The following is a 25227-nucleotide window of genomic DNA, read 5'->3' as shown; positions in this document are numbered from 1 at the left end:
CGGTCCGGTCAGCATAGGCGGGCGGGCGCCCTGGCCTCACGGGGAGTCGGGCCTCCTCAGTTGCCGCGCGGGGCGTACATGATCACGGCCATGCCCGCGAGGCAGATCAGCGCCCCCGTGACGTCCCAGCGGTCGGGCCGGTAGCCGTCCGCGACCGCGCCCCAGGCGAGCGAACCGGCCACGAAGACCCCGCCGTACGCGGCCAGGATCCGGCCGAACTCGGCGTCGGGCTGAAGGGTGGCGACGAAGCCGTAGGCGCCGAGCGCGAGCACTCCGGCGCCGATCCACAGCCAGCCGCGGTGCTCGCGCACGCCCTGCCAGACCAGCCAGGCGCCCCCGATCTCGAAGAGGGCGGCGACGACGAAGAGTGCTGCGGAGCGGGCGATCGGCATGGTCATCAGGGTGGCATGCGGGGTTCCGGAGGGTCCGGACCGGCGCCGAGGCCGCCGGGGCCGGGGCCGGGGCCGACGTGGCCCATCACGGGCGCGTCGCCATGACCCGCGGCCTCGCGGCGGTCTCGCTGACGCCGGAGAACCACGGGCCCGACGACGTCCCCGGTGCCACGGTCCGGCTCGTCTGGTCCGTGCCCCTGGAGGACGGCGAGCGCCTGCCGGGCACCTGTGTACGGCCGGGCCCGCGGGCCGTGCTGTGCCGCACGGAAGCGCTGCCCGCGGGCGGGCAGGGGGAGCGGCTGCACCTCGCCGTGCGGCTGCGGGGCGCGCCGCGCGAGGTCACCGTGACCGTGGGCACCGTCTGGAACGGCGGTGCCGCCGGCTACTCCTGTGTCAGGTCGATCCGCCAGTCGTTGCACCGCATCCAGTGGCCCTTCGGATACTCCATGTCCTCCTCGCCGAGCAGGACGAAGCCCGCCTTGCGGCACACCCCGTTGGAGGCGGCGTTCTCCACGGAGGGGAACGCGTGCAGATGGCGGCGCGCCTGCGTGCCGCGGGCCTCGGCCACCACCAGGCGCACCGCCGCGGCCGCGATCCCCTGGCCCTGGAACTCGGGCAGCACGCCCCATCCGGCCTCCCAGACGTCCTCCCCCCGGTGGGCGGTCTCCCAGAAGCCGACGATCCCGGCCGGCTTCCCCTCGGGGCCCGTCGCGATCCGGAACATCCAGCCGCTGCGGCTGCCTTCGAGTCCCACATAACGCCGGTGCCGGTCGAGGAGCTTCTCGTCGGACTCGGGGCCGCCCAGGTGCGCGGTCATCTCGGGTGCGTTGTGCCGTACGAGCAGGTCGAAGTCGCCCTCGGACCAGGGCGTGAGCCGGATGTCCGGTGCTGGTGATCTCTCCATTCCCTCACGGTAGGCGGAGGGTCTGACAATCGGTCCCGGCCGCCGCCTCACGCCGCCGCGTAGGCCGTCGGCGGCACCCCGACCGTCGCCGTGAAGTCCCGTACGAGATGGGCCTGGTCGGCGTACCCGAGGCTCGCCGCGAGGGCCGCCCAGTCGACGCCCGCGGTCGACTCCGCCCGCTCCAGGGCCTCGTGGATCCGGTAGCGCAGGATCACCCACTTCGGGCTGACGCCCACGTACGCGGAGAAGAGGCGTTGCAGCGACCGCACCGACAGGCCCGCCTGACGCGCCAGGTCGCCGACCCGGCGGAGCGTCCGGTCGGCGCGGACGCGGGCGGCGAGCTCCATGGCGAGGTCGGCCTGCGGGTCGGGGGCGGGGCCGTGCCGCAGCAGGAAGGTGTCGAGGGCGGCCACGCGCGCGTGCTCGTCGTCGGGCCCGAGGACGGCTTCCGCGGTACCGGCCCCGGGCTTCGCCTCGGACACGGGCGACGCCTCGTGCTTCCCCCTGGTCACGGGCGGCGGCCACACGTCCCCCACCGGCACCTGCCGCCCCGTCAGCTCCGCCACCGCGAGGCCCGGGGCGAACGTGCGGAAGCCGCCGGGCCGGAACTGCGCCCCGCACACCCGCCCGCGCCCGCGGAGCTCCTTGCGGAACAGTCCGAGGACGACGCCCGCCACCTCCCCGAACGGCGGCTGCCCCGGCAGCCGCTGGAAGACGACGTTCACGGACGGGTGGGGCACCACGTGGGACACGTAGGGCTCCGTGAGGTCCCAGTCGATCAGCCAGTAGTGCTCCAGGTAGGGGCGGAGCGGCTCGGCGGGGGCGTGCCGCCGGAAACGTACGCGGGTCAGCAGTCCGGAGGCGTCCACGATGCCCCGGGTGTCGCGGCGGGGGTCGGCAGGCATGGCGCGATGGTAGGACGGGGGTGACGGAAGTACGACGAGTGGCGGGGGCCGCGCCGGGCGGTGGCTGTCGCGTTTGTTCAGGACGGCTGTCGCGTTTGTTCAAGACGGGCCGTGCCCCCGCTGCCTACGGTCGTGCCATGAACAGCACCCACACGACCGGTGACCTCCTCGCCGTCGCCGCGGCCCATGCCCTCCCGGTGGTCAGGGGCATCCCGGAGGATCGTCTCGCCGCTCCCACGCCGTGCGCCGAGTACGACGTACGGGACCTGATGAACCACCTCTTCCACGTCGTCGTGCAGTTCCAGGAACTCGCGGCCAAGCGGAACGCCGACTTCGGCGGTGCGACGCCCGATCGTCTCGGCCGGGGTGCCGACTGGCGGGAGCGGTTCGCGGCGGAGACGGAGAAGCTGGTGACCGCCTGGTCGGCGCCCGGTGCCGACGAGGGCCGCACCGGCGCGATGGACATGCCCGCCAGGACGGTCGGCGCGATGGTGCTCCTCGACCTGACGGTGCACGCGTGGGATCTGGCGCGGGCCACCGGCCAGGAGTACGCGGCCGGTGCGGGGGCCGGTACGGGCGAGGTCGTCGGCGCCCTGCGGGCGGCGGTCGCCGAGCTGGCGCCCACGGCCCGCTCCATGGGCGTCTTCGGGGAGCCGGTGCCGGTGCCCGCCGGGGCGACGGAGTTCGAGCGGCTGCTCGCGGAGACGGGGCGGGACCCGTACGCGCACTGAGCACGGAGCGTCGGCACGCGTGTGCGTGACGTCGGCACTCGTACGCGTACGGGAATGAACGGGCCGCGCGTACGGAACGAACAGGCCACGTACGGAACGAACAGGCCACGTACGGAATGAACGTGCCCGCGTACGGAACGAACGGGCCGCGAGGGGAACGAACGGGCCGCGGGCAGCTCACGTCACGCCCCCGCCCGCAGCGCCTCCACCGCGATGCGGGCCGTCGTGCCGATGACGGCGTCCGCGGGCGGCAGGGTGGCGGCGGTGCGGGCGGCGCGGGTGAAGACGGCGACGGCGTAGCGGCCGCCGTCGGGGTATTCGACGACGCCCACTTCGTTGCGCAGCGTCGGCAGGCTGCCGGTCTTCCCCGCGACGTGCACGTCGTCGAAGGGGAAGCCCGCGGCCAGGCGGTGCGGCCACACCTGGAGGCCGAGGACGCGGCGCATCGCAGCGCCGTGCTCGGGAGTGCAGGCCTCGTCCCGCCACAGGGCGCGGAGCAGCCGGGTCATGTCGCGGGCGGTGCTGTGGTTGGAGCGGGCCGGGTCGAGGGCGCGGAGGCGGGCGATGACGTAGGGGTCGGTGAGCGCCTGGGCGCCGCCGGGCCCCGCGTCCTCGCGCATGGACTCGAACATCGCCCGGAAGGTGTGCAGGGCGCGGGTGCGGGTGAGGCCGAGGCGGGCGGTGGTGGCGTTCACGGCGTCGAGGCCGACGCGGCTCAGGCAGAGCTCGGCGGCGGTGTTGTCGCTGACGGCGATCATCAGGTACGCCGCGTCGCGCAGGGACATCCGGACGGGGTCGAGCATCGCGGAGAGCCCGGTGGGCCCGGAGGCGCGCCCGTCGGGCGGGCACTCGACCTGCTCGGTGAGGTCGAGGAGCCCGGCGGCGGCCTGCTCGTACAGCGTGATGAGGACGCACAGCTTGTGGACGCTCGCGGTGACGACGGGGTGGTCGGCGCCGGTGCCGAGTTCGGCGCCGGAGTCGATGTCGAGGGCGTGCAGCCGGCCCGTGACGCCGGCCTCGGCGAAGGCTTCCTTCAGGCGCGTGGGGGTGTTGGTCACAGCCAGTACTCCGCGGTCGGGCGCAGATGGAGCGGGCGCGGGGGCGCGTCGGCGGTCACGGCGGCGGTGCTGTGCAGGGCCTGGGTGACCGCCTGCGCGAAGGTGCTCACGGCGGTGTCGCCGCGCCCCTTGGGCCAGGCGACGGAGTGCCGCCAGGCGAGCGGGGCTCCCGCGAGGGGACGCCAGACGAGGTCGGGGTCCTCGTCCGCGGCGGGTGCGGGGTGGGCGTCCCTCGGGCCGAAGGCGACGGCGTGCGAGGACAGGATGAGGCCGCGGACGAAGCTGGCACCCTGGCCGTGCCGGACGGCCGCCGGGGCGTAGCCGTCGCGGGCGCAGGTGGTGAGGAGGTCGTCGTGCAGGGCCGGGGCGGCGCTGCGGTGGAAGAGGACCAGGTCGTAGCCGGTGAGCGCGGTGAGCGGCACTTCGGTGAGGGCGGCGGCGGGGGCGTCGCGGGGCAGCAGGACGCCCATCTCGCGGCGCAGTACGGGGCCGAGTTCGAGGCCGGTGACGTCGCAGGGGTGGTGGATGAGGCCGACGTCGAGGTCGTGGGCGGCGAGCTGGGTGAGCTGCTGGGCGGTGGTCAGTTCGCGCAGTTCCAGTTCGACGCCCGTGCGGTGGGCGCGGAAGCCGTCGAGGAGGGCGGCGACGGTCTCGCCGGCGATGTCCGGGGGGAGCGCCGCGCGCAGCAGTCCGCTCTCACCGTCCCGGATGCGGCGGGCGGTGGCGAGGAGCGCCTCGGACCGGCCGAGCAGTTCGCGGGCGTCGTCGAGGAGGAGGGTGCCTGCCTTGGTGATGGTGACCTGTCGGCTCGTGCGTTCGAAGAGGCGTACGCCGAGGTGGCGTTCCAGGCCCTTGATGCGCTGGGACAGGGGTGGCTGCGCCATGCCGAGACGCTCGGCGGCCCGACCGAAATGTGACTCTTCTGCAACAGCCACAAAGCACTCCAAGTGCCTTACCAGGTCCACGAGCAGGAACGATATCGCAGATTGATCGATCGATAGCTGATATCGAACTTGGACATACGGGGTGGAGTGCTGTTCTGTTCGGCGCATGAACACGACCGTCCGCCGCACCGCCGTCTTCTGCGGTGTCCTCGTCCTGGCCCTGCTGATACGCGCGACCTGGGTGCAGTTCGTGCGGGGCGACGCCCTCGCCGAGCACGACATGAACCGGCGCGTGAAGATCGACACCTTCGCCCAGCCGCGGGGCGACATCATCGTCGGCGGCCGGTCGATCACCGGTTCCGTGCCGACGCCGGGCTCGGACTTCAAGTACAAGCGGGTCTACAAGGACGGTCCGATGTACGCGCCGGTCACCGGCTACTTCTCGCAGAGCCAGGGGAAGACCTTCCTGGAGGGCGTGCACGACGACCTGCTCAGCGGCAAGGACAGGCGGTTGCTCGGCTCCCCGCTCGACACGCTGACCGGGGAGCGCCCGGCGGGCGGCGACGTGATCACCACCATCGACCCGAAGGCGCAGCGCGCGGCGTACAAGGGCCTGACGGATCTGAACGCCAAGGGGGCGGTGGTCGCCCTCGATCCGCGCTCCGGCCGCATCCTCGCGATGGCGAGCACGCCCTCGTACGACCCGTCGGTGTTCGCCGGGATCTTCAACAAGGACGGCAAGGCGTTCAAGAAGCTGGACGAGGACAAGCGCAAGCCGCTGAACAGCCGGGCGTTCCGCGAGACGTACCCGCCGGGTTCGACATTCAAGATCCTCACGGCGGCCGCGGCCCTGGAGCACGGCGCGGTCACCGACATCGACGCCCGGTCGAAGGCGCGGGCGCCCTACCGGCTGCCGCTCAGCTCGACGACGATCGGCAACGTGGTGCCGGACTCCATGTGCGACAAGGTCTCCCTGAAGACCGCGATGCAGTGGTCGTGCAACAACGTCTTCCTGGACGCCGCCCTGAGGACCGGCAAGGACGGCATGCGGGAGACGGCCGAGAAGTTCGGCTTCAACGAGGAGCAGTTCATGCCGGTGCGTACGGCGGCGAGCGTGTACCCCGAGAAGCTGGACAAGCCGCAGACGGCGCTGACCGGCATGGGCCAGGGCAGCGTCACCACCACCCCGTTCCAGATGGCCATGGTCACCGCGGGCCTCGCCAACGACGGCAAGGTGATGCAGCCGTACCTGGTCAAGGAGTTGCGGGGGTCCGACCTTTCGACGGTGGCGAAGACGGAGCCGAAGGAGCTGAGCCGGGCCGTCTCGGAGTCCACCGCGCGCAAGGTCCAGGAGATGATGGAGCACACGGTGACCGACGGCACCGGCGACAAGGTGGCCATCGAGGGCGTCACGGTCGGCGGCAAGCCCGGCACCGCGCAGCACGGCGCGAACGTACGCGACGAGCGCCCGTACGCGTGGTTCGTCTCCTACGCCAAGAAGTCCGACGGCACCTCGCCGGTGGCGGTCGCCGTCCTGGTCGACCCGCAGGACATGGACATCTCCCGCTCGGAGATCGCGGGCGGCAAGCTGGGCGCGCCGATCGCGAAGGCGGTGATGGAGGCGGTCCTCAAGCGGTGAGCGGGACGGGGCGCGGCCCCAGGGGACCTAGGGGGCCTAGGGGGCCTAGGGCCACACCAGGCAGTAGGCCTGGTGCCCCGCGTCGTGCAGGCGGTGGCTGAAGTCCTGCCACTCGTGCAGGAGTTGGTAGACGTTGAAGGCGTCCCGGGGGCCGCCGCGGTCCGGGACCGTCGACCAGATGAAGGCCGCCGCGCCCACCGACTCCTCGCCGATGCCGCGCAGCGGGTCGACGACCGTCATGGGGAGCTTGACGACGGCGTAGTCGGGGTGCAGGACGACCAGCTCCAGCGGGGGGACCTTGTGCAGGGGTATGCCCTCGATGCCGGTGAGGACCATCGCGGCCATCGTCTCCGGCTTGATCTTGGTGAACATGCCGCCCATGCCCAGCTCGTCGCCGCCGAGCTCCTCGGGGCGCATCGAGATGGGGACCCGGGCAGCCGTGGCGCCGTCGGGGGCGCCGAAGTATTTGTAGGTCACCCCCACCCCACCGCTCCTGTTTCCCGACCGGTCACGCTCCACCCTGTCCGGCGTCCGCTGCTCGGGGGCCGGTGCCGCCTGCGCCTCTCGCCGGTGCTTGCCCCGCCGGGCACGCCGGGGGCCCAGGCCGTCGGTCCCCTCGCCCAGTCCGCCACCGCGCTGCATATCTCCACCCGACTGCTTTTCTAAGGCGCGTGGACCCTGCCGCGCAACCCGATCATCGTGTCAGTGACCTCCCCCACGGTCACCCGCCGAAACGTGGGGCGAAACACCAGTCCACAGGATTTCCCCAGCCGCCGCCCCCTGGCTGGGGCGACAGCGCGGAAAGCCGCCGTCCGGGAGGCCCGATCACGATGTCCGGACCCTCTGACACCATGGTTCATGTGAGCTTCCCGTATAGCGCCCCAGTTTCGCAGACTCTTTTCGACCGTGCGGCGGCCGTGACGCCCGGCGGTGTGAACTCGCCCGTGCGTGCCTTCCGCGCGGTGGGCGGTACGCCCCGTTTCATGGTGTCCGGTACCGGTCCGTACCTGACGGATGCCGATGGACGCGAGTACGTAGACCTCGTGTGTTCCTGGGGACCCATGATCCTCGGGCACTCCCACCCCGAGGTGATCGCGGCCGTCCAGGAGGCCGTCGCCCGCGGCACCTCCTTCGGCACGCCCGGCGAGGGCGAGGTCGCCCTGGCCGAGGAGATCGTCGACCGGATCGCCCCGGTCGAGCAGGTCCGGCTCGTCTCCAGCGGCACCGAGGCGACGATGTCCGCCATCCGGCTCGCCCGCGGGTTCACGGGCCGGGCCAAGGTCGTCAAGTTCGCCGGCTGCTACCACGGGCACGTGGACGCCCTGCTCGCCGCCGCCGGGTCGGGCGTCGCGACCTTCGGCCTGCCCGACACGCCGGGCGTCACGGGCGCCCAGGCGGGCGACACCATCGTCCTTCCGTACAACGACCTGGAGGCCGTGCACGAGGCCTTCCACACCTTCCCCGGCGAGATCGCCTGCGTGATCACGGAGGCGGCGCCCGGGAACATGGGCGTGGTGCCGCCCCGGCCCGGTTTCAACGAAGGCCTCAAGGCGGCGTGTGCGAAGAACGGCGCGCTGTTCATTTCCGATGAGGTCATGACGGGATTCAGGACCAGCAAGGCCGGTTGGTTCGGTGTCGACGGGGTCGCCCCCGACCTCATGACGTTCGGGAAGGTCATGGGCGGTGGATTTCCCGCCGCCGCATTCGGTGGCCGCGCCGATGTGATGGCGCATCTCGCGCCGGTGGGCCCCGTTTATCAGGCGGGCACGCTGTCCGGGAATCCGGTCGCGACGGCCGCCGGGCTCGCGCAGTTGCGCCTCCTCGACGACGCCGCGTACGAGAAGGTCGACGCCGTCTCGCTCGAACTGCGCGGACTCGTGAGCGACGCACTGCGCAAGGAGGGCGTGGCGCACCGGGTGCAGAACGCCGCCAATATGTTCACCGTGTTCTTCACGGACCGCGAGGTGCGCAATTACGAGGACGCCAAGGGGCAGGAGACTTTCCGCTTCACCGCGTTCTTCCACTCGATGCTGTCGCAGGGCGTGTATCTGCCGCCCTCGGCCTTCGAGTCCTGGTTCGTCTCCACCGCCCATGACGAGCGTGCCGTCGAGCGTGTCGCGGCCGCCCTTCCGGCCGCCGCCCGCGCGGCCGCCGAAGCCACGAACTCCCCGGAGGCCTCCGTATGACCGCGGCCGGCAAGCGCGACCAAGAGCTGACCGTCGTCCACCTCATGCGCCACGGCGAGGTGCACAACCCCGACGGGATCCTGTACGGGCGGCTCGACGGCTACCACCTCTCCGACCTGGGCCGGAAGATGGCCGACCGGGTCGCCGAGCACCTGTCGTCGCGCGACATCACGCATGTCGTGGCGTCGCCGCTCGACCGGGCCCAGGAGACGGCGACGCCCATCGCCAAGGCGCACGGCCTCGACCTCGCCACCGACGGGCGCCTGATCGAGGCGGAGAACGTCTTCGAGGGCAAGACCTTCGGCGTCGGCGACGGCGCCCTGAAGAACCCGGACAACTGGAAGCACCTGGTCAACCCCTTCAAGCCGTCCTGGGGCGAGCCGTACATCGACCAGGTCGTGCGGATGATGGGCGCGCTCGACGCCGCCCGGGACGCCGCCCGCGGGCACGAGGCCGTGTGCGTCAGCCACCAGCTGCCGATCTGGATCGTGCGCAGCTATGTGGAGAAGCGCCGGCTGTGGCACGACCCGCGCAAGCGGCAGTGCACGCTCGCCTCCCTGACGTCCTTCACCTATCGCGGCGACAAGATCGTGTCCGTGGGTTACTCGGAACCTGCCCGAAATCTTGTCCCCAAGCACCTTCTCGCGGGCGCCAAACCGGTCAAGGGAAAGAGCAAGGCTTTTGGTGCCTGAGTCCGCAGTCGGTCCGGTCTGACTTTCCGTAGCGTCCCGGTCACCGAAGGGCGGGTCGTCCCGGTCACCGAAGGGCGGGTTTTTCTCGCGTAAGGCGGGCGCTTCTCCCATAACACGGGAGAGGCGCCCGCCTTTTCGTGTCCTGTTCGTGTCCTGTGCACCCGCTGTGTGCGCCCGGTAATGGCGCGGACACCCTATGGCGTCGAATGTCTCCCCTCTGTAATAAGCCCCATATCTCCATGCCTTCTCGGAACCCCGGCCCACCCCGCACCCTCTAAGGAGTTGTCCTTCCGCCGGGAAGGACCGAAGGCACGACGAATGGGGTTGGAATGCGCGACGACAGCCGCACGGATATGGGCGACGGAGCGCCCGCGACCGGCCGGGCTGCTCTCAGTCGCCGGGGTGCCATCGGCCTGGGGGTCGGCGCCGCGGCCGCCTTCGGCCTGACCGCCTGCGGCTCCGGTTCCGGGGACTCCGGATCCGGTGCGGACCAGGCGGGCGCCGGAAAGCCGGGCAAGCCGAGCCGTCCCGCGAAGCCGATCGGCGACGGTTCCACGGCCTACACGGGCAAGCAGCCGAACCAGCCCGAGAAGCCGCGCCCCCTGGAGCCGGGCGAGACGCCGCCGCAGTTCGTCGTGTTCTCCTGGGACGGCGCGGGCGAGGTCGGCAACGGCCTGTTCCCGCGCTTCCTGAAGCTCGCCGAGGAGCACGACGCGCGGATGACGTTCTTCCTCTCCGGGCTCTATCTGCTCCCCGAGTCCAAGAAGCGGCTCTACCGGCCGCCGAACAACAGCGTGGGCGCCTCCGACATCGGCTACCTCACGGACGACCACATCAAGGCCACCCTCAAGTACGTGCGCCAGGCATGGCTGGAAGGCCATGAGATAGGCACCCACTTCAACGGGCACTTCTGCGCCGGCACCGGCACCGTCGGCAACTGGACGCCCGCCCAGTGGCAGTCCGAGATCGACCAGGCCAAGTCCTTCGTGACGAAGTGGCGCACGAACACCGGCTGGAACGACCTGCCGCCGCTGCCCTTCGACTACGAGAAGGAACTCGTCGGCGGCCGCACGCCCTGCCTCCTCGGCCAGGACAACCTGCTGCCGACGGCCAAGAAGCTCGGCTGGCGCTACGACGCCTCCTCGCCCGGCGGCCGCCAGATGTGGCCCGACAAGAAGATGGGCGTCTGGGACCTGCCGCTGCAGCAGATACCGTTCCCGGGCCACTCCTTCGAGGTCCTGTCGATGGACTACAACATCCTCGCCAACCAGTCGAAGAACTCCACGAAGGCCCCGGCGCACAACTACCCGGGCTGGCGCAAGCAGGCCACCGAGGCCTACCTCGCGGGCTTCAAGCGCGCCTACGAGACCAACCGCGCCCCCTTCTACATCGGCAACCACTTCGAGCAGTGGAACGGCGGCATCTACATGGACGCCGTCGAGGAGGCCCTGAAGGGCATGGCCGGCAAGAAGGACGTGCGCCTGGTCTCCTTCCGGCAGTTCGTGGACTGGCTCGACGTGCAGAAGCCCGAGGTCCTCGCCAAGCTGCGCGGCCTCCAGGTCGGACAGCAGCCGACCGGCGGCTGGAAGACCTTCCTCGGGAGCGCCTCGTCCGACAGCCGCACGGACGCCGAGAAGGGCTGAGTCCGGACGCCGAGAAGGGCTGAGCCCGGACACCGCGAGGGCTGAGTCCGGACGTCGAGAAGGGCTGGGCCCGGCCGGGAACGGCTACTGCGGGGGGCGTCGAAGATCCCCGAAACGGGCATGCGAAACTTTTCACATGAGTGCCGCCTGCCGCGCCCCCCGCAGCCCGAACCGCAGCCTCCGCCGAAGCGACCGCAGCCGTCGAGGTCGGGCGACACTGCTTGCGGCAGGCGCCGCGGCCCTCGCGCTGACGCTCTCCGCGTGCGGCTCGGGCGGTACGTCCGGCGGCTCCGGCAAGACCAACTTCATCACCAGCAAGGACGGCATCTCCACCGCCGAGAAGGGCGACCGGCACGACGCGCCCGCCATCGACGGCGAGACGCTCGACGGTGAGAAGCTGAGCATCGACGACTACAAGGGCAAGGTCGTCGTCCTGAACGTCTGGGGCTCGTGGTGCCCGCCGTGCCGGGCGGAGGCGCCGAACTTCAAGAAGGTCTCGGCCGCCACCAAGGACGACGTGCAGTTCGTCGGCATCAACGCCCGCGACCCGGAGAAGGGCCCGGCGATCTCCTTCGAGAAGGACTACGGGATCGGCTACCCGAGCCTGTACGACCCGATGGGCAGGCTGATGCTGCGCTTCCCCAAGGGCACGCTGAACCCGCAGTTCATCCCGTCCACCGTCGTCATCGACCGGGACGGGAAGATCGCGGCGCGCTCCCAGCAGCCCCTCAACGAGGAGAAGCTGCGCAAGATGGTCGACCCCCTGATCGCGGAGAAGTGATCACGTGTCCGCCCTTCTGACCGCGGTCGTCTCCGACCCCGCCGTCGCGCACGCCACCACGCTCGCCGCGCAGCCGGGCGAGATGAACCAGACCGTGTACAGCGGCACCCTCGCCCTCGCTCTGCCGATCGCGCTGCTCGGCGGCCTCGTCTCCTTCTTCTCGCCCTGCGTGCTGCCGCTCGTGCCCGGCTACCTCAGCTATGTCACCGGCGTCAGCGGCACCGACCTCGCCGAGGCCCGGCGCGGCCGGATGGTCGCGGGCGCCGGGCTCTTCGTCCTCGGCTTCACCGTCGTCTTCGTCTCCACCGGTGCTCTGTTCGGGTACTTCGGCCAGAACCTCCAGGACCACCAGAGCGTCATCAACAAGGTTCTCGGCGTCCTGATGGTCGCGCTCGGTCTGTTCTTCATGGGGCTGATGCCCTGGCTCTCGCAGCGCGAGTTCCGCTTCCACAAGAAGCCCGCGACCGGGCTCGTGGGGGCGCCGCTGATCGGTGCGCTCTTCGCCGTCGGCTGGGCGCCGTGCGTGGGCCCGACGCTCGCGTCCGTCAACGTGCTGGCACTCGACCAGGCGACCGCCGGGCGCGGCGCCGTACTGAACGTCGCGTACTGTCTGGGACTCGGACTGCCGTTCATCTTCGCCGCGGTCGCCTTCCGCAAGGCGCTCGGCGCCTTCGGGTGGGTCAAGCGCCACTACGTATGGGTGATGCGTATCGGCGGCGTGATGATGATCGCGACCGGCCTGCTGATGCTGACGGGTGTCTGGGAGGGCATCGTGCAGGAGATGCAAGTCTGGTCCAGGGGCTTCACGGTGGGGATCTGATCCATGAGCAACACCACGACCGACACCGGCACCGACGCGCGGGCCGCGGGCCCCGAAGCCCCGGACGACCTCGGCGCCGCGGGCGCGCAGCTCTCCACGGCTCCCCTCGACGAGACCGCGGCGGCACCGGGCAGCGGTGGGCCGGGCGTCGCGGGAATGGGCGTCATCGGCTGGATCCGCTGGTTCTGGCGGCAGCTCACCTCCATGCGGGTCGCGCTCCTGCTGCTCCTGCTGCTCTCGCTCGGCGCGATCCCCGGCTCGCTGATCCCGCAGCAGGGCACCGACGAGCTGAAGGTCCAGAGCTTCAAGGACACCCACACCACGCTGGGTCCGCTCTACGACAAGCTCGGCCTCTTCCACGTCTACAGCTCGGTGTGGTTCTCCGCGATCTACATCCTGCTCTTCGTCTCCCTCATCGGCTGCATCGTGCCGCGCACCTGGCAGTTCGTCGGCCAGCTCCGCGGCCGCCCGCCGGCCGCCCCGGGCCGGCTCACCCGGCTGCCCGCGTACGCCACCTGGCGCACCGATGCCACCCCCGACGAGGTCCACGAGGCCGCGCACGGCCTGCTGAAGCGGCGCCGGTTCCGCGCGCACCTGGTGGGCGGCTCCGTCGCCGCGGAGAAGGGCTACCTGCGCGAGGCCGGCAATCTGGCCTTCCACGTCGCGCTGATCGTGCTGCTCATCGCGTTCGCCGTCGGACAGCTCTTCAAGTCCGAGGGCGGCAAGCTGATCATGGAGGGCGACGGCTTCTCGAACACGCTCTCCCAGTACGACGACTTCAAGTCCGGCAGCCTCTTCGACACCCAGGAGCTCGCGCCGTTCAGCTTCCGGCTCGACCGCTTCGAGGGCTCGTACGAGATGTCGGGCCCCGAGCGCGGCACGGCCCGTACGTACAAGGCGCACGTCACCTACAGCGAGGGCGCCGACGGGGCCGAGAAGAAGAAGACCATCGAGGTCAACGAGCCCCTGGAGGTCGACGGCTCGAAGGTCTACCTCATCGGCCACGGCTACGCGCCCACCGTCACCGTCCGCGACGGCCGCGGCAAGGTCGTCCAGCGGGTGTCCGTGCCGCTGCTCCCCATCGACTCCATGGGCACCGCCACCGGCGCCATCAAGATCCTCGACGGTTACCGGGACAAGAACGGCAAGAAGGAGCAGCTCGGCTTCAACGCCTTCTTCGTGCCGACCTTCGCGGGCGAGGGCAACGGCCAGATGTTCTCCCAGTTCCCCGCGCCCATCAATCCCCGGCTCGCGCTGTCGGCGTACCACGGCAGCCTCGGTGTGGACTCCGGTGTTCCGCAGAACGTGTACCAGCTGGACACGCGGAAGATGCAGAAGTTCAAGGACGCGAAGGGGGAGCTGCTCAAGCAGCGGCTCAAGATCGGCGAGACCATGAAGCTGCCGGACGGCGCGGGGTCGATCACCTTCGAGCGGGAGCTCAAGCAGTGGGCGACCTTCCAGATCTCGCAGGAGCCGGGCAGCGGCTGGGCCCTCGGCGGCGCGATCGCCGCGATCGCCGGGCTCGCCGGGTCCCTGTTCATCCAGCGCCGGCGCGTGTGGGTACGCGCGACGGCCGGCCCTGACGGGGTCACCGTCGTGGAGATGGCGGGCCTCGGCCGCAGCGAGTCCGCGAAGGTCCCCGAAGAGCTGGCGGCGCTGGCCGCGGAGCTGCACGAACGCGCGCCGGGCGCACCGGAGCAGGCGCCGCCGGCCTGCGGCACGGCGGCGGGGGCCGCCTCCGGGGCGGAGCCCGCCTCCGGGGCGGAGCCCGCCTCCGGGGCGGAGCCCGCCTCCGGGGCGGAGGCTGCCACCGGGGCGGAGCCCGCCTCCGGGGCGGAGACTGCCACCGGGGCGACGGACGCGTCCCGGGCGGAGGCTGCCGCCGATGCCGATGCCGATGCCGATGCCGATGCCGATGCCGATGCCGGTTCCGGTTCCGGTCTCGGTTCCGACACCGGCTCCGCCGCCGCGGGTACCGGCCTCGCCGCTGCCGATACCGATCCTGCCGCGCCCGCCGCGCCCGCCGCGCCCGCCGGGCCCGCCGCGCCCGCCGCGCCCGCCGCTCCGGCGGACGGTGCCGTCGCGGGTGGCAGCCGTGTCGCCGATGCCGCCGATGCCGCCGATGCCGACGGATCGGTGGCCGACGGTGCTGCTGAGCCGGACGGTGTCGCGGAGTCTGACGGCGTCGCCGGGCCGGACGGTGCTGCCGGGCCGGACGGTGCTGCCGGGCCGGACGGTGCTGCCGGGCCGGACGGTGCTGCCGGGCCGGACGGTGCTGCCGGGCCGGACGGTGCCGCCGAGTCCGTCGCCGCCGCCGAGCCCGACGCAGTCGATGCTCCCGCCCACCCCGACCCCACCCCCGATGTCGCATCTGCCGAAGGGGCTGAGAAGTGACTCTCGCCACCACCCTCGCCGCCGCGCCCAACGAGGATCTCGCGCACACCAGCAATGTGCTGATCTACTCCGCGATGGCGGTCTATCTGCTTGCCTTCTTCGCGCTGATGGCGGAGTGGCTGTTCGGCAGCCGCAGCAAGGTCGCCCGTACGGCCGCCGCGCTCACCGCGACGAAGGGGGCCGCCGCGGAAGCGGCACCCGGCGCCGCCAAGGCGTCCGCGCCCGGCGTCACCGTGCGCACCAAGGGCGGCACCGCCACCCTGGAACGCCCCAAGAGCGAGCGGGCGGCCCCGCCGAAGGTCGTCACCCGGGCCACCGCGGGCAGCCGTGACGTACCGGACGGACCCGGCGCCGCGGCCGGCGACGAGCAGGGCGACCTCTACGGCCGCATCGCGATCTCCCTCGTCGCGCTCGGGTTCCTCATCGAGGTGGGCGGTGTCGTCACCCGCGCCCTGTCGGTGGAGCGCGCGCCGTGGGGCAACATGTACGAGTTCAACATCACCTTCTCCTCGGTCGCCGTCGGCGTCTTCCTCTCGCTGCTCGCGCTGAAGAAGAACGTGCGCTGGATCGGGCTCCCGCTGATCACCACGATCCTGCTCGACCTCGGGCTCGCGGTCACGGTCCTGTACACCGAATCCGACCAGCTCGTCCCCGCACTGCACTCGTACTGGCTGTGGATCCACGTCTCCACGGCGATCTTCTGCGGCGCCGCGTTCTACGTGGGCGCGGTCTCCACCACGGCGTATCTGTTCAAGGACAGCTACGAGGCCAAGCTCCAGCGCGGCGACACGCCGGGCCGGTTCGCGACCTCGGTCCTGGAGCGGCTGCCCGCAGCGGCCTCGCTGGACAAGTTCACGTACCGCATGAACGCGGCGATCTTCCCGCTGTGGACGTTCACGATCATCGCCGGTGCCATCTGGGCGGGTGACGCGTGGGGCCGCTACTGGGGCTGGGACCCCAAGGAGGTCTGGTCGTTCATCACATGGGTGGCCTACGCCTGCTACCTGCACGCCCGCGCCACGGCGGGGTGGAAGGGCCGCAAGGCCGCCTATCTGGCCCTGATCGCCTTCGGCTGCTGGCTGTTCAACTACTACGGCGTCAACATCTTCGTGAGCGGCAAGCACTCGTACGCGGGCGTCTGACCCGGACGCAGCAGGCGCAGAGGCCGGTTTCCGTGATCCAGGTCACGGGAACCGGCCTCCGTCATGAGGACAGACAAAGGGGCGTGGAGACGAATCAGGGGGAACTGAATCAGGGGGAGCCGCAGGAGCGCCGCGCGCGCTCGCGGGCCCTGCGCGTCCGGATCAGGGACGGGGACGCCGACGCGTTCGGCGAGGTCTTCGACGGCTACGCGCGCTCGGTCTACAACCACGGCTACCGCCTGACGGGGGACTGGTCGACGGCCGAGGAGATCGTCTCGCTGACGTTCCTGGAGGCCTGGCGGCTGCGCGACAGGATCGAACCGGACGGGGGCTCGGTGCGGCCGTGGCTGCTCGGGATCGCCACGAACGTGACGCGCAATCAGCGCCGCGCCGCGCGCAGGCACGCCGCCGCCGTCGCCCGGCTGCCGCGCACCGAGTCCGTCGCCGACTTCGCCGACGAGGTCGCGGGGCGGCTCGACGACGCCGGTCAACTGGCCCTCGTCGAGGCCGCGCTGCGCAAGCTGAGACGCCCCGAGCGGGAGGTGCTCGCGCTCTGCGTGTGGTCCGGGCTCGGCTACGAGGCCGCCGCCGACGCGCTCGGCATCCCGGTGGGGACCGTGCGCTCACGGCTCTTCAGAGCCCGTACAAAACTCGCGAAAGCGATGGAACCGGCCGCCGGGCGCGGACAGGTGAGAGAGGACCGCACCACCGCGGTCAGGCCCATCCAGGAGGGAAACCGATGAAGTCCGAGACCGACTTCCCGTCTCCGAGCGAGCGGGACCTCCCGCCGGGCCGTCACCTTCTGCTCAAGGAGCACCTGATGACCGAGATCCGACAGACCCGGCAGACCCCTGAGGCCCGGCCGACCGCAGCCGGGGCCCCGACCGTCCCGCGTCGCCGTCCGTGGCTGCGGCCCGCACTCGTGGCGGGCGCCGCTGCCGCCGCCGTCGCGGCGGGCCTCCTGGTCGCGTCGCCGTTCGGCGGCGAGGAGGCGCAGGCCGGGCCGCCGTCGAAGGAGACGGTGGCGATGCTGAAGGAAATTTCGACGGCGGCCGGGAAGCGGCAGGTGCCCAAGGGCATCCGTGACGATCAGTTCGTGTACATCAAGACCATGGAAAGCTACGTATCGTCGACAAGCGACGAGACGTCGCGGATCGACCCCCTGCACCTCAGGGAGGACTGGCAGTCCGTGGACGGCAGGCACACCGAAGTCATCAATGACCCGTTCGAAGGCTTCGACAACGAGCGCGTGCCGCCGGATCTGCCCCTGGTAGAAGGCGACGCGAGGTACCGAAGCCTGCAGAAGTTGCCGACCGACGCGGTCAACATGCGGGACTGGCTGTACCGCGTGGCGAGCGGCGACAACAGCGAGGACCAGAACGCGTTCGGGCTCGTCGGCCACCTCTGCCACAGCCTGATGCCGCCGAAGCAGGGTGCCGCCCTCTTCCTCGCCGCGTCGAGGATCCCCGGCGTCGAGGTGATCGACGACGTGGCCGACGCGGCCGGGCGGCACGGAGTGGCCATCGCACGTGTCGACGACGGGGAGCGGCAGGAGCTGATCTTCGACAAGGAGACCAAGGAGTTCCTCGGCGAGCGCCAGGTCGCGGTGGAGGACCTGCCGACCGGCTTCAAGAAGGGCACGGTGACCGGCCACACCGCCGTCCTGGAGCGGAAGGTCGTCGACAAGGCAGCCGAACGCCCCTAGACGCCCCCTGCGGATCCGCTACAGGTACGTGACCCGCGGCGACCTGTGCGTGAGGCTTGGCCCATGACTGAGGGCAGAGACTTCGCGGGCAGGGACAGCACGGACGTCATCGAGCCGGGTACGAGCCGGAGCGACGGGAACACGCACACGCTCCACTGGGTACTGCGGCTGCCGCACCCGGTGGCGCGGGTCTGGGCGGCAGTGGCCACCCCGGAGGGACTTCCGGGGTGGCTCGCCGCCGCCGACGTGTTCGAGCCGCGCCTCGGCGGGGCGGTGACGCTGCGCTGGCTGAACACCGGGGACCCGGCGGTGGCGACGCACGCGGGGCACATCACGGCCTGGGACCCGGACGTCGTCGCCGAGTACACGATCGACCTGCACGGGCGGTGCCGGTTCCACCTGGAGCACGTCGGGGACACCGGGACGACCCTGCGCTTCACCAACGAACTCACCGGCGACGACTCCTTCCGCCTCGACTGCCTCGCCGGGTGGCACGACCACTTCGGGTTCCTGGTGGACGCGCTCGCCGGGCGGCCGAAGGACTGGTCGACGTGGAACCTCGACCGGTGGCGTGCGCTGCGTGCGGAGTACGCCGTCCGGCCGTAGGCGGCACGCCCGCCTCGGTCCCCTTCAGTCCACCGTGATCGCGTCCAGTTGCGCCCGCAGGTAGACGTGCGAGTCGACGCCGCGTACGTCTGTGCCCGGGTCGCACTCGTAGAAGTACACCAGCGACATCAGTTCCTCGGCGGGCGCGTCCGGGTGCGGCGGGAGCACGCGGTGGCGGCCCGAGCGCCAGCGGCCGCCGGTCCAGCGGGCCATCAGATCACCGATGTTGATCGTGAACGCGGCCGGGTCCCAGGGGGCGTCCTGCCAGCCGTCGGCGTCCGTGAAGACCTGGAGGCCGCCCCGGCCCGCCTGCCGGTCCAGGACCGTGACCGTGCCGAAGTCGGTGTGCGCGCCGATGCGGAACTGGCCCGGGGCGGGGGTGCCGACCCGCTCCAGGGCCGGGTACCAGTTGATGTTGAAGCCCCAGGTGGGGTGGCCCGTGTGCCGGGTGAAGAAGTCCTCGGGCTCGCCGAGCACGACGGCGAGGAGTTCGAGGATCTCGTCGGAGAGGGTCCGCAGCTGCCGCAGGTACGTCTGTACGGCGTCCCTGAGTCCCGGGGTCTCCCGGGGCCAGGTGTTCGGCGCGAACCACTCCGCGTCCACCGCCGGGTCGCCGGTCGGCTCGTCCGCCGCGAACGAGAGGGACTCCTTCAGGTCGGGCGGGGAGGGGGCGCCCTCGGCGTAGCTGTTGGCCTCCGCGCCCGGGGCGAGCCAGCCTCGGGCTCCGACACGCACCGCGTAGGGCTCCTTGGCGGGGGGTGGGAGGTGGAAGAAGGTGGCTGCTTCGTGGCGGATGGTGGTGCGTAGTTCTGGTGCGATGCCGTGGCCTGTGAGCAGGAGGAATCCTGCTGTGTGCAGGGCTTCGTCGACGGTCGATGCGATGCGGGCGCGGGTCTCCGGGGGGCCGGAGCGCCAGGTCCGCAGGTCGACCGTGGGGATCGTCATGGTTTCCATGGTGCCCTCGCGGGGCGCCCCAGGCCCGCCCCTTTCCCGTAACCAGGGGGCTGCGCCCCCTGGACCCCCTTATCGGCGCTTCGCGCCTCGTCCTCAAACGCCGGACGGGCTGGAAAGTTCGCCGGGCCGCGGCGAGTGAGGAAAGCAGCCCGTCCGAGGGGGGGCGAAGAAAGCCCGGCCGAGGCGGGTGGAAAGGGCGGGTGGGTGGGGAAGAGCCCGTCCGGCGATTGAGGACGAGGCGCGCAGCGCCGAAGCAGGGGGAACGGGGGCGCAGCCCCCATGGTCGGCCCCGCTCAAGAATCGTCGCGACGGTCCTCGTTCAAGCCCTTGAGGAAGTCGGGGTTGTCGTCAGGGGCCACCCACCCGCCCCGACGGCTCCCCCCTCCGGCAGGAGCCCGCTTCTTGCCGGTGACGAACCACGCGATCGGCCCGAGCAGCACCTCGCCGAAGAGAAGGACGATGATGACCCACACCACCTTGGGCAGATGGCGGACTTCCTTCTCCGGGGTGTTCAGGACGTCGATGAAGGCGTAGATCCACACGGCCAGGACCAGCAGGAACGGCAGATACCTGAGCATGTGTCGGAGATCCCCCAAGGAACGGAGTACGGGTGCCGGCACCCGGCCGGTGCGCACCCGGTGACGGGGCCAGGGTAGCCGGTGACCGATACTTGACCGCATGGCTTATGACGATCTCCGCTCTCTGCTCCGGGCCCTGGAGCGCGAGGGCGATCTCAAGCGCATCAAGGCCGAGGTCGACCCGTATCTGGAGGTCGGCGAGATCGTCGACCGGGTGCAGAAGGCGGGCGGCCCCGCGCTGCTTTTCGAGAACGTCAAGGGCAGCGACATGCCGCTCGCGATGAACGTCTTCGGCACGGACCGGCGGCTGCTCAAGGCGCTCGGCCTGAAGTCGTACGGCGAGATCAGCGAGAAGATCGGCGGGCTGCTCAAGCCGGAGCTGCCACACGGCTTCGTCGGTGTGCGGGAGGCCTTCGGCAAGCTCGGCGCGATGGCGCACGTACCGCCGAAGAAGGTCAAGGACGCCCCCGTGCACGAGGTGGTGCTGCGCGGCGACGACGTGGACCTGGACCGGCTCCCGGCCCTGTTCACCTGGCCGAAGGACGGCGGGTCCTTCTTCAACCTCGGGCTCACGCACACCAAGGACCCGGAGAGCGGCGTCCGCAACCTCGGGCTCTACCGCCTCCAGCGCCACGACAAGCGCACCATCGGCATGCACTGGCAGATCCACAAGGACAGCCGGAACCACTACCAGGTGGCCGCGCGGCGCGGCGAGCGGCTGCCCGTCGCGATCGCCTTCGGGTGCCCGCCCGCCGTCACGTACGCGTCCACGGCGCCGCTGCCCGGCGACATCGACGAGTATCTGTTCGCGGGGTTCCTCCAGGGCAAGCGGATCGAGATGGTCGACTGCAAGACGGTGCCGCTCCAGGTGCCCGCGCAGGCCGAGGTCGTCATCGAGGGCTGGCTGGAGCCGGGCGAGATGCTGCCCGAGGGGCCCTTCGGCGACCACACCGGCTTCTACACGCCGCAGGAGCCGTTCCCCGCGCTGACCATCGACTGCGTGACGATGCGCAAGCGGCCGCTGCTCCAGTCGATCGTCGTGGGGCGGCCGCCGACGGAGGACGGCCCTCTCGGCCGGGCGACCGAGCGGTTCTTCCTGCCGCTTCTGAAGATCATCGTCCCGGACATCGTGGACTACCACCTGCCCGAGTCGGGCGGCTTCCACAACTGTGCGATCGTCGCGATTGAGAAGAAATACCCCAAGCACGCCCAGAAGGTGATGCATGCCATCTGGGGTGCGCACATGATGTCCCTGACCAAGCTGATCGTGGTCGTCGACTCCGACTGCGATGTGCACGATCTGCACGAGGTGGCGTGGCGTGCGCTCGGGAACACCGACTACGCCCGGGACCTGACGGTGGTCGAAGGCCCCGTCGACCACCTCGACCACGCCTCGTACCAGCAGTTCTGGGGCGGCAAGGCGGGCATCGACGCGACGAGGAAGTGGCCCGAGGAGGGCTACACACGCGACGGAGGGTGGCCGGACATGGTCGAGTCCGATCCGGAGACGGCGGCGAAGGTCGACCGGCGCTGGCGGGAGTACGGGCTGTGAGTTCCGCATCCGCCGCGCTGCCGCGGCAGCCGGGGCGCACCAAAGCCTTCCTGCGCCTGGTCATGATCGAGCACTCCGTGTTCGCGCTGCCCTTCGCCTACATCGCCGCCCTGACCGCGATGTTCGAGTGGGACAAGAACATCCACTGGGGGCGCCTGCTCCTGGTGACGATCTGCATGGTCGGTCTGCGCACCTTCGCCATGGCCGCGAATCGGATCATCGACCGGGAGATCGACGCCCGCAATCCGCGCACCGCGCACCGCGAGCTGGTCACCGGTGCCGTGAGCGTGAAGTCCGCGTGGACCGGCGCGCTGATCGCGCTCGTGGTCTTCCTGGGCTCCGCCGCCCTGCTCAACCCGCTGTGCCTGGCGCTCGCGCCGGTCGCGGTGGTGCCGATGGTGGTCTATCCGTACGGCAAGCGGTTCACCAACTTCCCGCAGGCGATCCTGGGACTCGCGCAGGCCATCGGGCCGATCGGCGCCTGGCTCGCGGTCACCGGCGAGTGGTCGTGGACGGCGGTGATCCTGGGCCTCGCGGTGGGGGTGTGGATCGGCGGCTTCGATCTCATCTACGCCTGCCAGGACGTGGAGACCGACCGGGAGGTGGGCGTCATGTCGGTGCCCGCGCGGTTCGGGATCCCGGGCGCGATCCGGGGCGCCCGCGCCTGTCACGCGGTGACGACGGGCCTGTTCGTCTGGTACGCGGTCGTCACCGGCGCGGGCGCTTTCTTCTGGCTGGGGCTGCTGATCGTCGCGGGCGCTTTCGTGTACGAACACACCCTCGTGCGCCCGCACGACCTCTCCCGCCTCAACCGTGCCTTCTTCCAGGTCAACGGCTTCATCGGGATAGCGCTCTTCGTCTGCGCGCTGCTCGATCTGCTGCTGCGGGGCCTCACGGTCTGAGGGGCCGGGGCGGGCCCGTGCCGCCGGGGATAGGCTTCACGGTGTGAACGCAGGAGATACGCAGCGTAGGCCTTGGATCGTGGGGGTGTCCGGCGCTTCCGGGACGCCGTACGCCGCCTCGGTGCTGCGGGCGCTGCTCGCGGCCGGGGAGAGTGTGGACCTGGTGGTGTCGCGGGCCTCGCGCCTGACACTGCTCGACGAGACGGGCATCTCGTTCCGGGACGCGCACTGGCGTGAGGACTTGGCGGAGTGGCTGGCCCGCGGTGCGGACGGCAAGCCCGGGACGTTCGCGGTCCGCACGGACGACGTGCGGTACTGGGCGGCGGGGGACCTGGCGGCGGGGCCGTCGTCGGGTTCGTACCCGTCGAAGGGGATGCTGATCGTGCCGGCGTCCACGGCCTGTGTGGCGGGGGTGGCGCTCGGGCTCTCGAAGGACCTGCTCCAGCGCTCGGCGAGCGTGACGCTCAAGGAGGGCAGGCGGCTCGTGGTCTGCGTACGGGAGACGCCGCTGAACGGGCAGACACTGAAACACCTGGTGGGCCTGGACGAGGCGGGCGCGGTCGTGCTGCCCGCCTCTCCGGCGTTCTACGCGGGGGCGACGCACATCCAGGATCTGGTGGACTTCGTCGCGGGGCGGGTGCTCGATGCGGCAGGGGTGCCGCACTCGCTGTACCGCCGGTGGGAGGGAGAGCTCGGAAGCTCCCGTGAGGAAAGCTCCCGAGCGGGAAGCTCCCGTGGGGAAAGCTCCCGTGCGGATTAGCGCTTCTTCGCGGCGCGCTGCTTCTTGGCCTTGCGCACGGCGGTGGCGGGCTGGTGGGCACGCGAGCGGTTGGCCATGTCCTGCAGCTCGCGCATACGGGCGTAGGCCATCTCGATCGTGTACACGGAAACACTCCTGAAAGTTCGAAGGATCGTCGTTGATCGGTTGAGTTTTCGGAAGATTCGCAGGGCCTAGACCCTGTTACGCCTTAGATTCTACACGTAGACTCTCGAAAACGCTAAATAATGAAAGGCTTCGCCCTATGGACGCCGTGGACAGGCAGCTCATCCAGGCTCTGCGCGAGAACGGCCGCGCCTCCTACGCCGAGCTCGGGCGCCTCGTCGGCCTCTCCGGCCCCAGCGTCACCGACCGCATCAACCGCCTGGAGGCGGCCGGTGTCATCACCGGCTACCGCGCGACGGTCGACTCCGCCTCCCTCGGCCTCGGCGTCACCGCGCTGATCGGCATCTCCCTCTCCGACGCCGCCGACCACGAGGACGTGGCCCGGCGGCTGCGGGACCTGCACGAGATCGAGGACTGCTGGTTCATCGCGGGCGACGACTCGTACATGCTCAAGGTGCGCGCCTCCGACGTGGACGGCCTGGAGAAGACCATCCGCAGGCTCAGCGGAACCCGCGGCGTCTCGCGCACGCGCACCACGATCGTGCTCTCCACGAAGTGGGAGAACCGGGTCGGGGAGCTCCCCGAGGAGGTCTGACCGCCGGGGGGTACGGTTGGTCGGGTCTGTCGGCAGGTCGTCGGAGAAACAAGAGGTACGGCAATGGACGCAGGGCTCAAGCGCGACCTTGAGGAGAAGGTCCGCTCCGGCGAGCGGCTGTCCCGCGAGGACGGCATCGCCCTGTACGAGTCCGACGACCTGGCCTGGCTCGGCGGCCTCGCGCACGAGGTGCGCACCCGCAAGAACGGCGACGTCGTGCACTTCAACGTCAACCGTCACCTGAACATGACGAACGTGTGCACCGCCTCCTGCGCCTACTGCTCGTTCCAGCGCAAGCCGGGCGAGAAGGACGCGTACACGATGCGCATCGAGGAGGCGGTGAAGCTCGCCAAGGCGATGGAGGGCGAGAACCTCACCGAGCTGCACATCGTCAACGGCCTGCACCCGAACCTGCCGTGGCGCTACTACCCGCGCTCCCTGCGCGAGCTGAAGGCCGCCCTGCCGGACGTCTCCCTGAAGGCCTTCACGGCCACCGAGATCCACCACTTCGAGACCATCTCCAAGCTGAGCGCTAGCGAGATCCTCGACGAGCTCATCGACGCCGGTCTTGAGTCCCTCACCGGCGGCGGCGCGGAGATCTTCGACTGGGAGGTCCGGCAGCACATCGTGGACCACCGCACCCACTGGGAGGACTGGTCCCGCATCCACCGGCTCGCCCACGAGAAGGGTCTGAAGACCCCGGCCACGATGCTGTACGGCCACATCGAGGAGCGCCGCCACCGCGTCGACCACGTCCTTCGGCTGCGCGAGCTCCAGGACGAGACCGGCGGCTTCCAGGTCTTCATCCCGCTGCGCTACCAGCACGACTTCGTGGACATGAAGGACGGCAAGGTCCGCAACAAGCTCCAGGCCCGCACGAAGATGGCCTCCGGCGCCGAGGCCCTGAAGACCTTCGCCGTCTCCCGGCTGCTCTTCGACAACGTGCCGCACGTCAAGGTCTTCTGGGTCATGCACGGCGTCGCCACCGCCCAGCTCGCCCTCCAGCACGGCGCGGACGACATGGACGGCTCCGTCGTCGAGTACAAGATCACGCACGACGCGGACAACTTCGGCACACCGAACAAGCTGACCCGGGACGACCTGCTCGACCTCATCCGCGAGGCCGGGTTCCGCCCGGTCGAGCGCAACACCCGGTACGAGGTGATCCGCGAGTACCCCGGCCCCGACCGGGAACTGCGCGAGGCGCCGCAGCCGATGCGGTTCTGACCCCCCTCCTGTGGGGCCGGGCACCCGTGCTTCACTGGAGAGGCTCTGTTTCGG

The 25227-nt window shown here is 70.8% G+C and carries 25 protein-coding genes and 1 pseudogene; 17 read left to right on the top strand and 9 right to left on the bottom strand.

Annotated elements, in window-relative coordinates:
• Positions 1–56: 56 nt before the first annotated feature.
• The 3 genes from GPA10_RS03825 to GPA10_RS03815 form a co-directional block, all read right to left on the bottom strand.
• The gene (locus tag GPA10_RS03825; protein ID WP_157164090.1) at positions 57–392 is read right to left on the bottom strand and encodes a YnfA family protein; all 336 of its coding nucleotides are present in this window, start codon (positions 390–392) and stop codon (positions 57–59) included.
• A gap of 382 nt (positions 393–774) precedes the next feature.
• Positions 775–1296 carry a GNAT family N-acetyltransferase gene (locus tag GPA10_RS03820; RefSeq protein ID WP_058847969.1) on the bottom strand — a complete coding sequence of 174 codons (522 nt, stop codon included), beginning with the start codon at positions 1294–1296 and terminating at the stop codon, positions 775–777.
• A 47-nt stretch (positions 1297–1343) separates the two neighbouring features.
• Complete coding sequence (locus GPA10_RS03815; protein ID WP_157164089.1) at positions 1344–2201, bottom strand: helix-turn-helix domain-containing protein; 858 nt, start codon at positions 2199–2201, stop codon at positions 1344–1346.
• Positions 2202–2338: 137 nt separating this feature from the next.
• Between GPA10_RS03815 and GPA10_RS03810 the strand changes: the two genes are divergently transcribed.
• Positions 2339–2932, top strand: coding sequence for a TIGR03086 family metal-binding protein (locus GPA10_RS03810; protein WP_058847971.1), 594 nt, complete (start codon positions 2339–2341; stop codon positions 2930–2932).
• 182 nt (positions 2933–3114) lie between these two features.
• Here the strand turns inward: GPA10_RS03810 and GPA10_RS03805 are convergent, their stop codons facing one another.
• Together GPA10_RS03805 and GPA10_RS03800 are read right to left on the bottom strand one after the other, a co-directional pair.
• Positions 3115–3990 carry a serine hydrolase gene (locus GPA10_RS03805; RefSeq protein WP_425505655.1) on the bottom strand — a complete coding sequence of 292 codons (876 nt, stop codon included), beginning with the start codon at positions 3988–3990 and terminating at the stop codon, positions 3115–3117.
• Positions 3987–4955 carry a LysR family transcriptional regulator gene (locus GPA10_RS03800; RefSeq protein WP_343040260.1) on the bottom strand — a complete coding sequence of 323 codons (969 nt, stop codon included), beginning with the start codon at positions 4953–4955 and terminating at the stop codon, positions 3987–3989. The genes GPA10_RS03805 and GPA10_RS03800 overlap by 4 nt, the downstream gene beginning before the upstream one ends.
• A gap of 85 nt (positions 4956–5040) precedes the next feature.
• Between GPA10_RS03800 and GPA10_RS03795 the strand changes: the two genes are divergently transcribed.
• A complete protein-coding gene (locus tag GPA10_RS03795; RefSeq protein ID WP_157164087.1) occupies positions 5041–6513 on the top strand; it encodes a peptidoglycan D,D-transpeptidase FtsI family protein in 1473 nt (490 codons plus the stop codon).
• 45 nt (positions 6514–6558) lie between these two features.
• Here GPA10_RS03795 and GPA10_RS03790 read toward each other — a convergent pair whose 3' ends face one another.
• Positions 6559–7155, bottom strand: a complete 597-nt coding sequence (locus GPA10_RS03790; protein WP_079086343.1) for a hypothetical protein — start codon at positions 7153–7155, stop codon at positions 6559–6561.
• A gap of 209 nt (positions 7156–7364) precedes the next feature.
• Between GPA10_RS03790 and hemL the strand changes: the two genes are divergently transcribed.
• From hemL to GPA10_RS03740, 10 genes and pseudogenes are all read left to right on the top strand, one after another.
• Positions 7365–8699, top strand: a complete 1335-nt coding sequence (hemL, locus tag GPA10_RS03785; protein ID WP_058847975.1) for a glutamate-1-semialdehyde 2,1-aminomutase — start codon at positions 7365–7367, stop codon at positions 8697–8699.
• Complete coding sequence (locus GPA10_RS03780; protein WP_058847976.1) at positions 8696–9391, top strand: histidine phosphatase family protein; 696 nt, start codon at positions 8696–8698, stop codon at positions 9389–9391. Before hemL ends, GPA10_RS03780 begins: the two co-directional genes overlap by 4 nt.
• Positions 9392–9720: 329 nt before the next feature.
• Positions 9721–11034, top strand: coding sequence for a polysaccharide deacetylase family protein (locus GPA10_RS03775; protein ID WP_425505654.1), 1314 nt, complete (start codon positions 9721–9723; stop codon positions 11032–11034).
• A gap of 136 nt (positions 11035–11170) precedes the next feature.
• Positions 11171–11815: a TlpA family protein disulfide reductase gene (locus GPA10_RS03770; RefSeq protein WP_058847977.1), complete on the top strand. Its 645-nt coding sequence runs from the start codon at positions 11171–11173 to the stop codon at positions 11813–11815.
• An 82-nt stretch (positions 11816–11897) separates the two neighbouring features.
• Positions 11898–12635: a cytochrome c biogenesis CcdA family protein gene (locus tag GPA10_RS03765; RefSeq protein WP_058848316.1), complete on the top strand. Its 738-nt coding sequence runs from the start codon at positions 11898–11900 to the stop codon at positions 12633–12635.
• A 3-nt stretch (positions 12636–12638) separates the two neighbouring features.
• Positions 12639–14438, top strand: a pseudogene (gene resB / locus GPA10_RS03760) (cytochrome c biogenesis protein ResB); the annotation flags it as partial.
• A gap of 587 nt (positions 14439–15025) precedes the next feature.
• Complete coding sequence (gene ccsB / locus GPA10_RS03755; RefSeq protein WP_058847978.1) at positions 15026–16171, top strand: c-type cytochrome biogenesis protein CcsB; 1146 nt, start codon at positions 15026–15028, stop codon at positions 16169–16171.
• A 149-nt stretch (positions 16172–16320) separates the two neighbouring features.
• Positions 16321–16914, top strand: a complete 594-nt coding sequence (locus GPA10_RS03750) for an RNA polymerase sigma factor (RefSeq protein ID WP_157164268.1) — start codon at positions 16321–16323, stop codon at positions 16912–16914.
• Positions 16911–17876 (top strand): CU044_5270 family protein, encoded by a 966-nt coding sequence (locus GPA10_RS03745; protein ID WP_157164086.1) that lies wholly within the window; start codon positions 16911–16913, stop codon positions 17874–17876. The genes GPA10_RS03750 and GPA10_RS03745 overlap by 4 nt, the downstream gene beginning before the upstream one ends.
• 63 nt (positions 17877–17939) lie before the next feature.
• Positions 17940–18482 (top strand): SRPBCC domain-containing protein, encoded by a 543-nt coding sequence (locus GPA10_RS03740; RefSeq protein ID WP_157164085.1) that lies wholly within the window; start codon positions 17940–17942, stop codon positions 18480–18482.
• Between the two features lie 24 nt (positions 18483–18506).
• Here GPA10_RS03740 and GPA10_RS03735 read toward each other — a convergent pair whose 3' ends face one another.
• Together GPA10_RS03735 and GPA10_RS03730 are read right to left on the bottom strand one after the other, a co-directional pair.
• On the bottom strand, positions 18507–19427 hold the full coding sequence (locus tag GPA10_RS03735) for an isopenicillin N synthase family dioxygenase (RefSeq protein WP_157164084.1): 921 nt from the start codon (positions 19425–19427) through the stop codon (positions 18507–18509).
• A 302-nt stretch (positions 19428–19729) separates the two neighbouring features.
• The gene (locus tag GPA10_RS03730) at positions 19730–20014 is read right to left on the bottom strand and encodes a PLDc N-terminal domain-containing protein (protein ID WP_058847982.1); all 285 of its coding nucleotides are present in this window, start codon (positions 20012–20014) and stop codon (positions 19730–19732) included.
• A gap of 100 nt (positions 20015–20114) precedes the next feature.
• Here GPA10_RS03730 and GPA10_RS03725 point away from each other — a divergent pair, with 100 nt between their 5' ends.
• Genes GPA10_RS03725 through GPA10_RS03715 form a run of 3 tightly spaced genes read left to right on the top strand, consistent with a single transcriptional unit; the run spans position 20115 to position 23228 of the window.
• Positions 20115–21566 (top strand): menaquinone biosynthesis decarboxylase, encoded by a 1452-nt coding sequence (locus tag GPA10_RS03725; RefSeq protein WP_058847983.1) that lies wholly within the window; start codon positions 20115–20117, stop codon positions 21564–21566.
• Complete coding sequence (gene mqnP / locus GPA10_RS03720) at positions 21563–22468, top strand: menaquinone biosynthesis prenyltransferase MqnP (protein WP_343040259.1); 906 nt, start codon at positions 21563–21565, stop codon at positions 22466–22468. The genes GPA10_RS03725 and mqnP overlap by 4 nt, the downstream gene beginning before the upstream one ends.
• A gap of 43 nt (positions 22469–22511) precedes the next feature.
• Positions 22512–23228: a UbiX family flavin prenyltransferase gene (locus tag GPA10_RS03715; protein ID WP_343040258.1), complete on the top strand. Its 717-nt coding sequence runs from the start codon at positions 22512–22514 to the stop codon at positions 23226–23228.
• Here the strand turns inward: GPA10_RS03715 and GPA10_RS43300 are convergent.
• Positions 23225–23353, bottom strand: a complete 129-nt coding sequence (locus GPA10_RS43300) for a hypothetical protein (protein ID WP_277819663.1) — start codon at positions 23351–23353, stop codon at positions 23225–23227. The two genes, GPA10_RS03715 and GPA10_RS43300, sit on opposite strands and share 4 nt — an antisense overlap.
• Positions 23354–23490: 137 nt before the next feature.
• Here GPA10_RS43300 and GPA10_RS03710 point away from each other — a divergent pair, with 137 nt between their 5' ends.
• Together GPA10_RS03710 and mqnE are read left to right on the top strand one after the other, a co-directional pair.
• Positions 23491–23946: an Lrp/AsnC family transcriptional regulator gene (locus GPA10_RS03710; RefSeq protein ID WP_058847986.1), complete on the top strand. Its 456-nt coding sequence runs from the start codon at positions 23491–23493 to the stop codon at positions 23944–23946.
• Between the two features lie 63 nt (positions 23947–24009).
• The gene (gene mqnE / locus GPA10_RS03705; RefSeq protein WP_058847987.1) at positions 24010–25173 is read left to right on the top strand and encodes an aminofutalosine synthase MqnE; all 1164 of its coding nucleotides are present in this window, start codon (positions 24010–24012) and stop codon (positions 25171–25173) included.
• Positions 25174–25227: the final 54 nt, after the last annotated feature.

Origin of the sequence: Streptomyces typhae (genome assembly GCF_009755605.1) — a bacterium.
Taxonomy (GTDB): Bacteria; Actinomycetota; Actinomycetes; order Streptomycetales; family Streptomycetaceae; genus Streptomyces; species Streptomyces typhae.
Note: the sequence above shows the minus strand (reverse complement) of the source record. Positions and strands in the feature narration are given on the sequence as shown.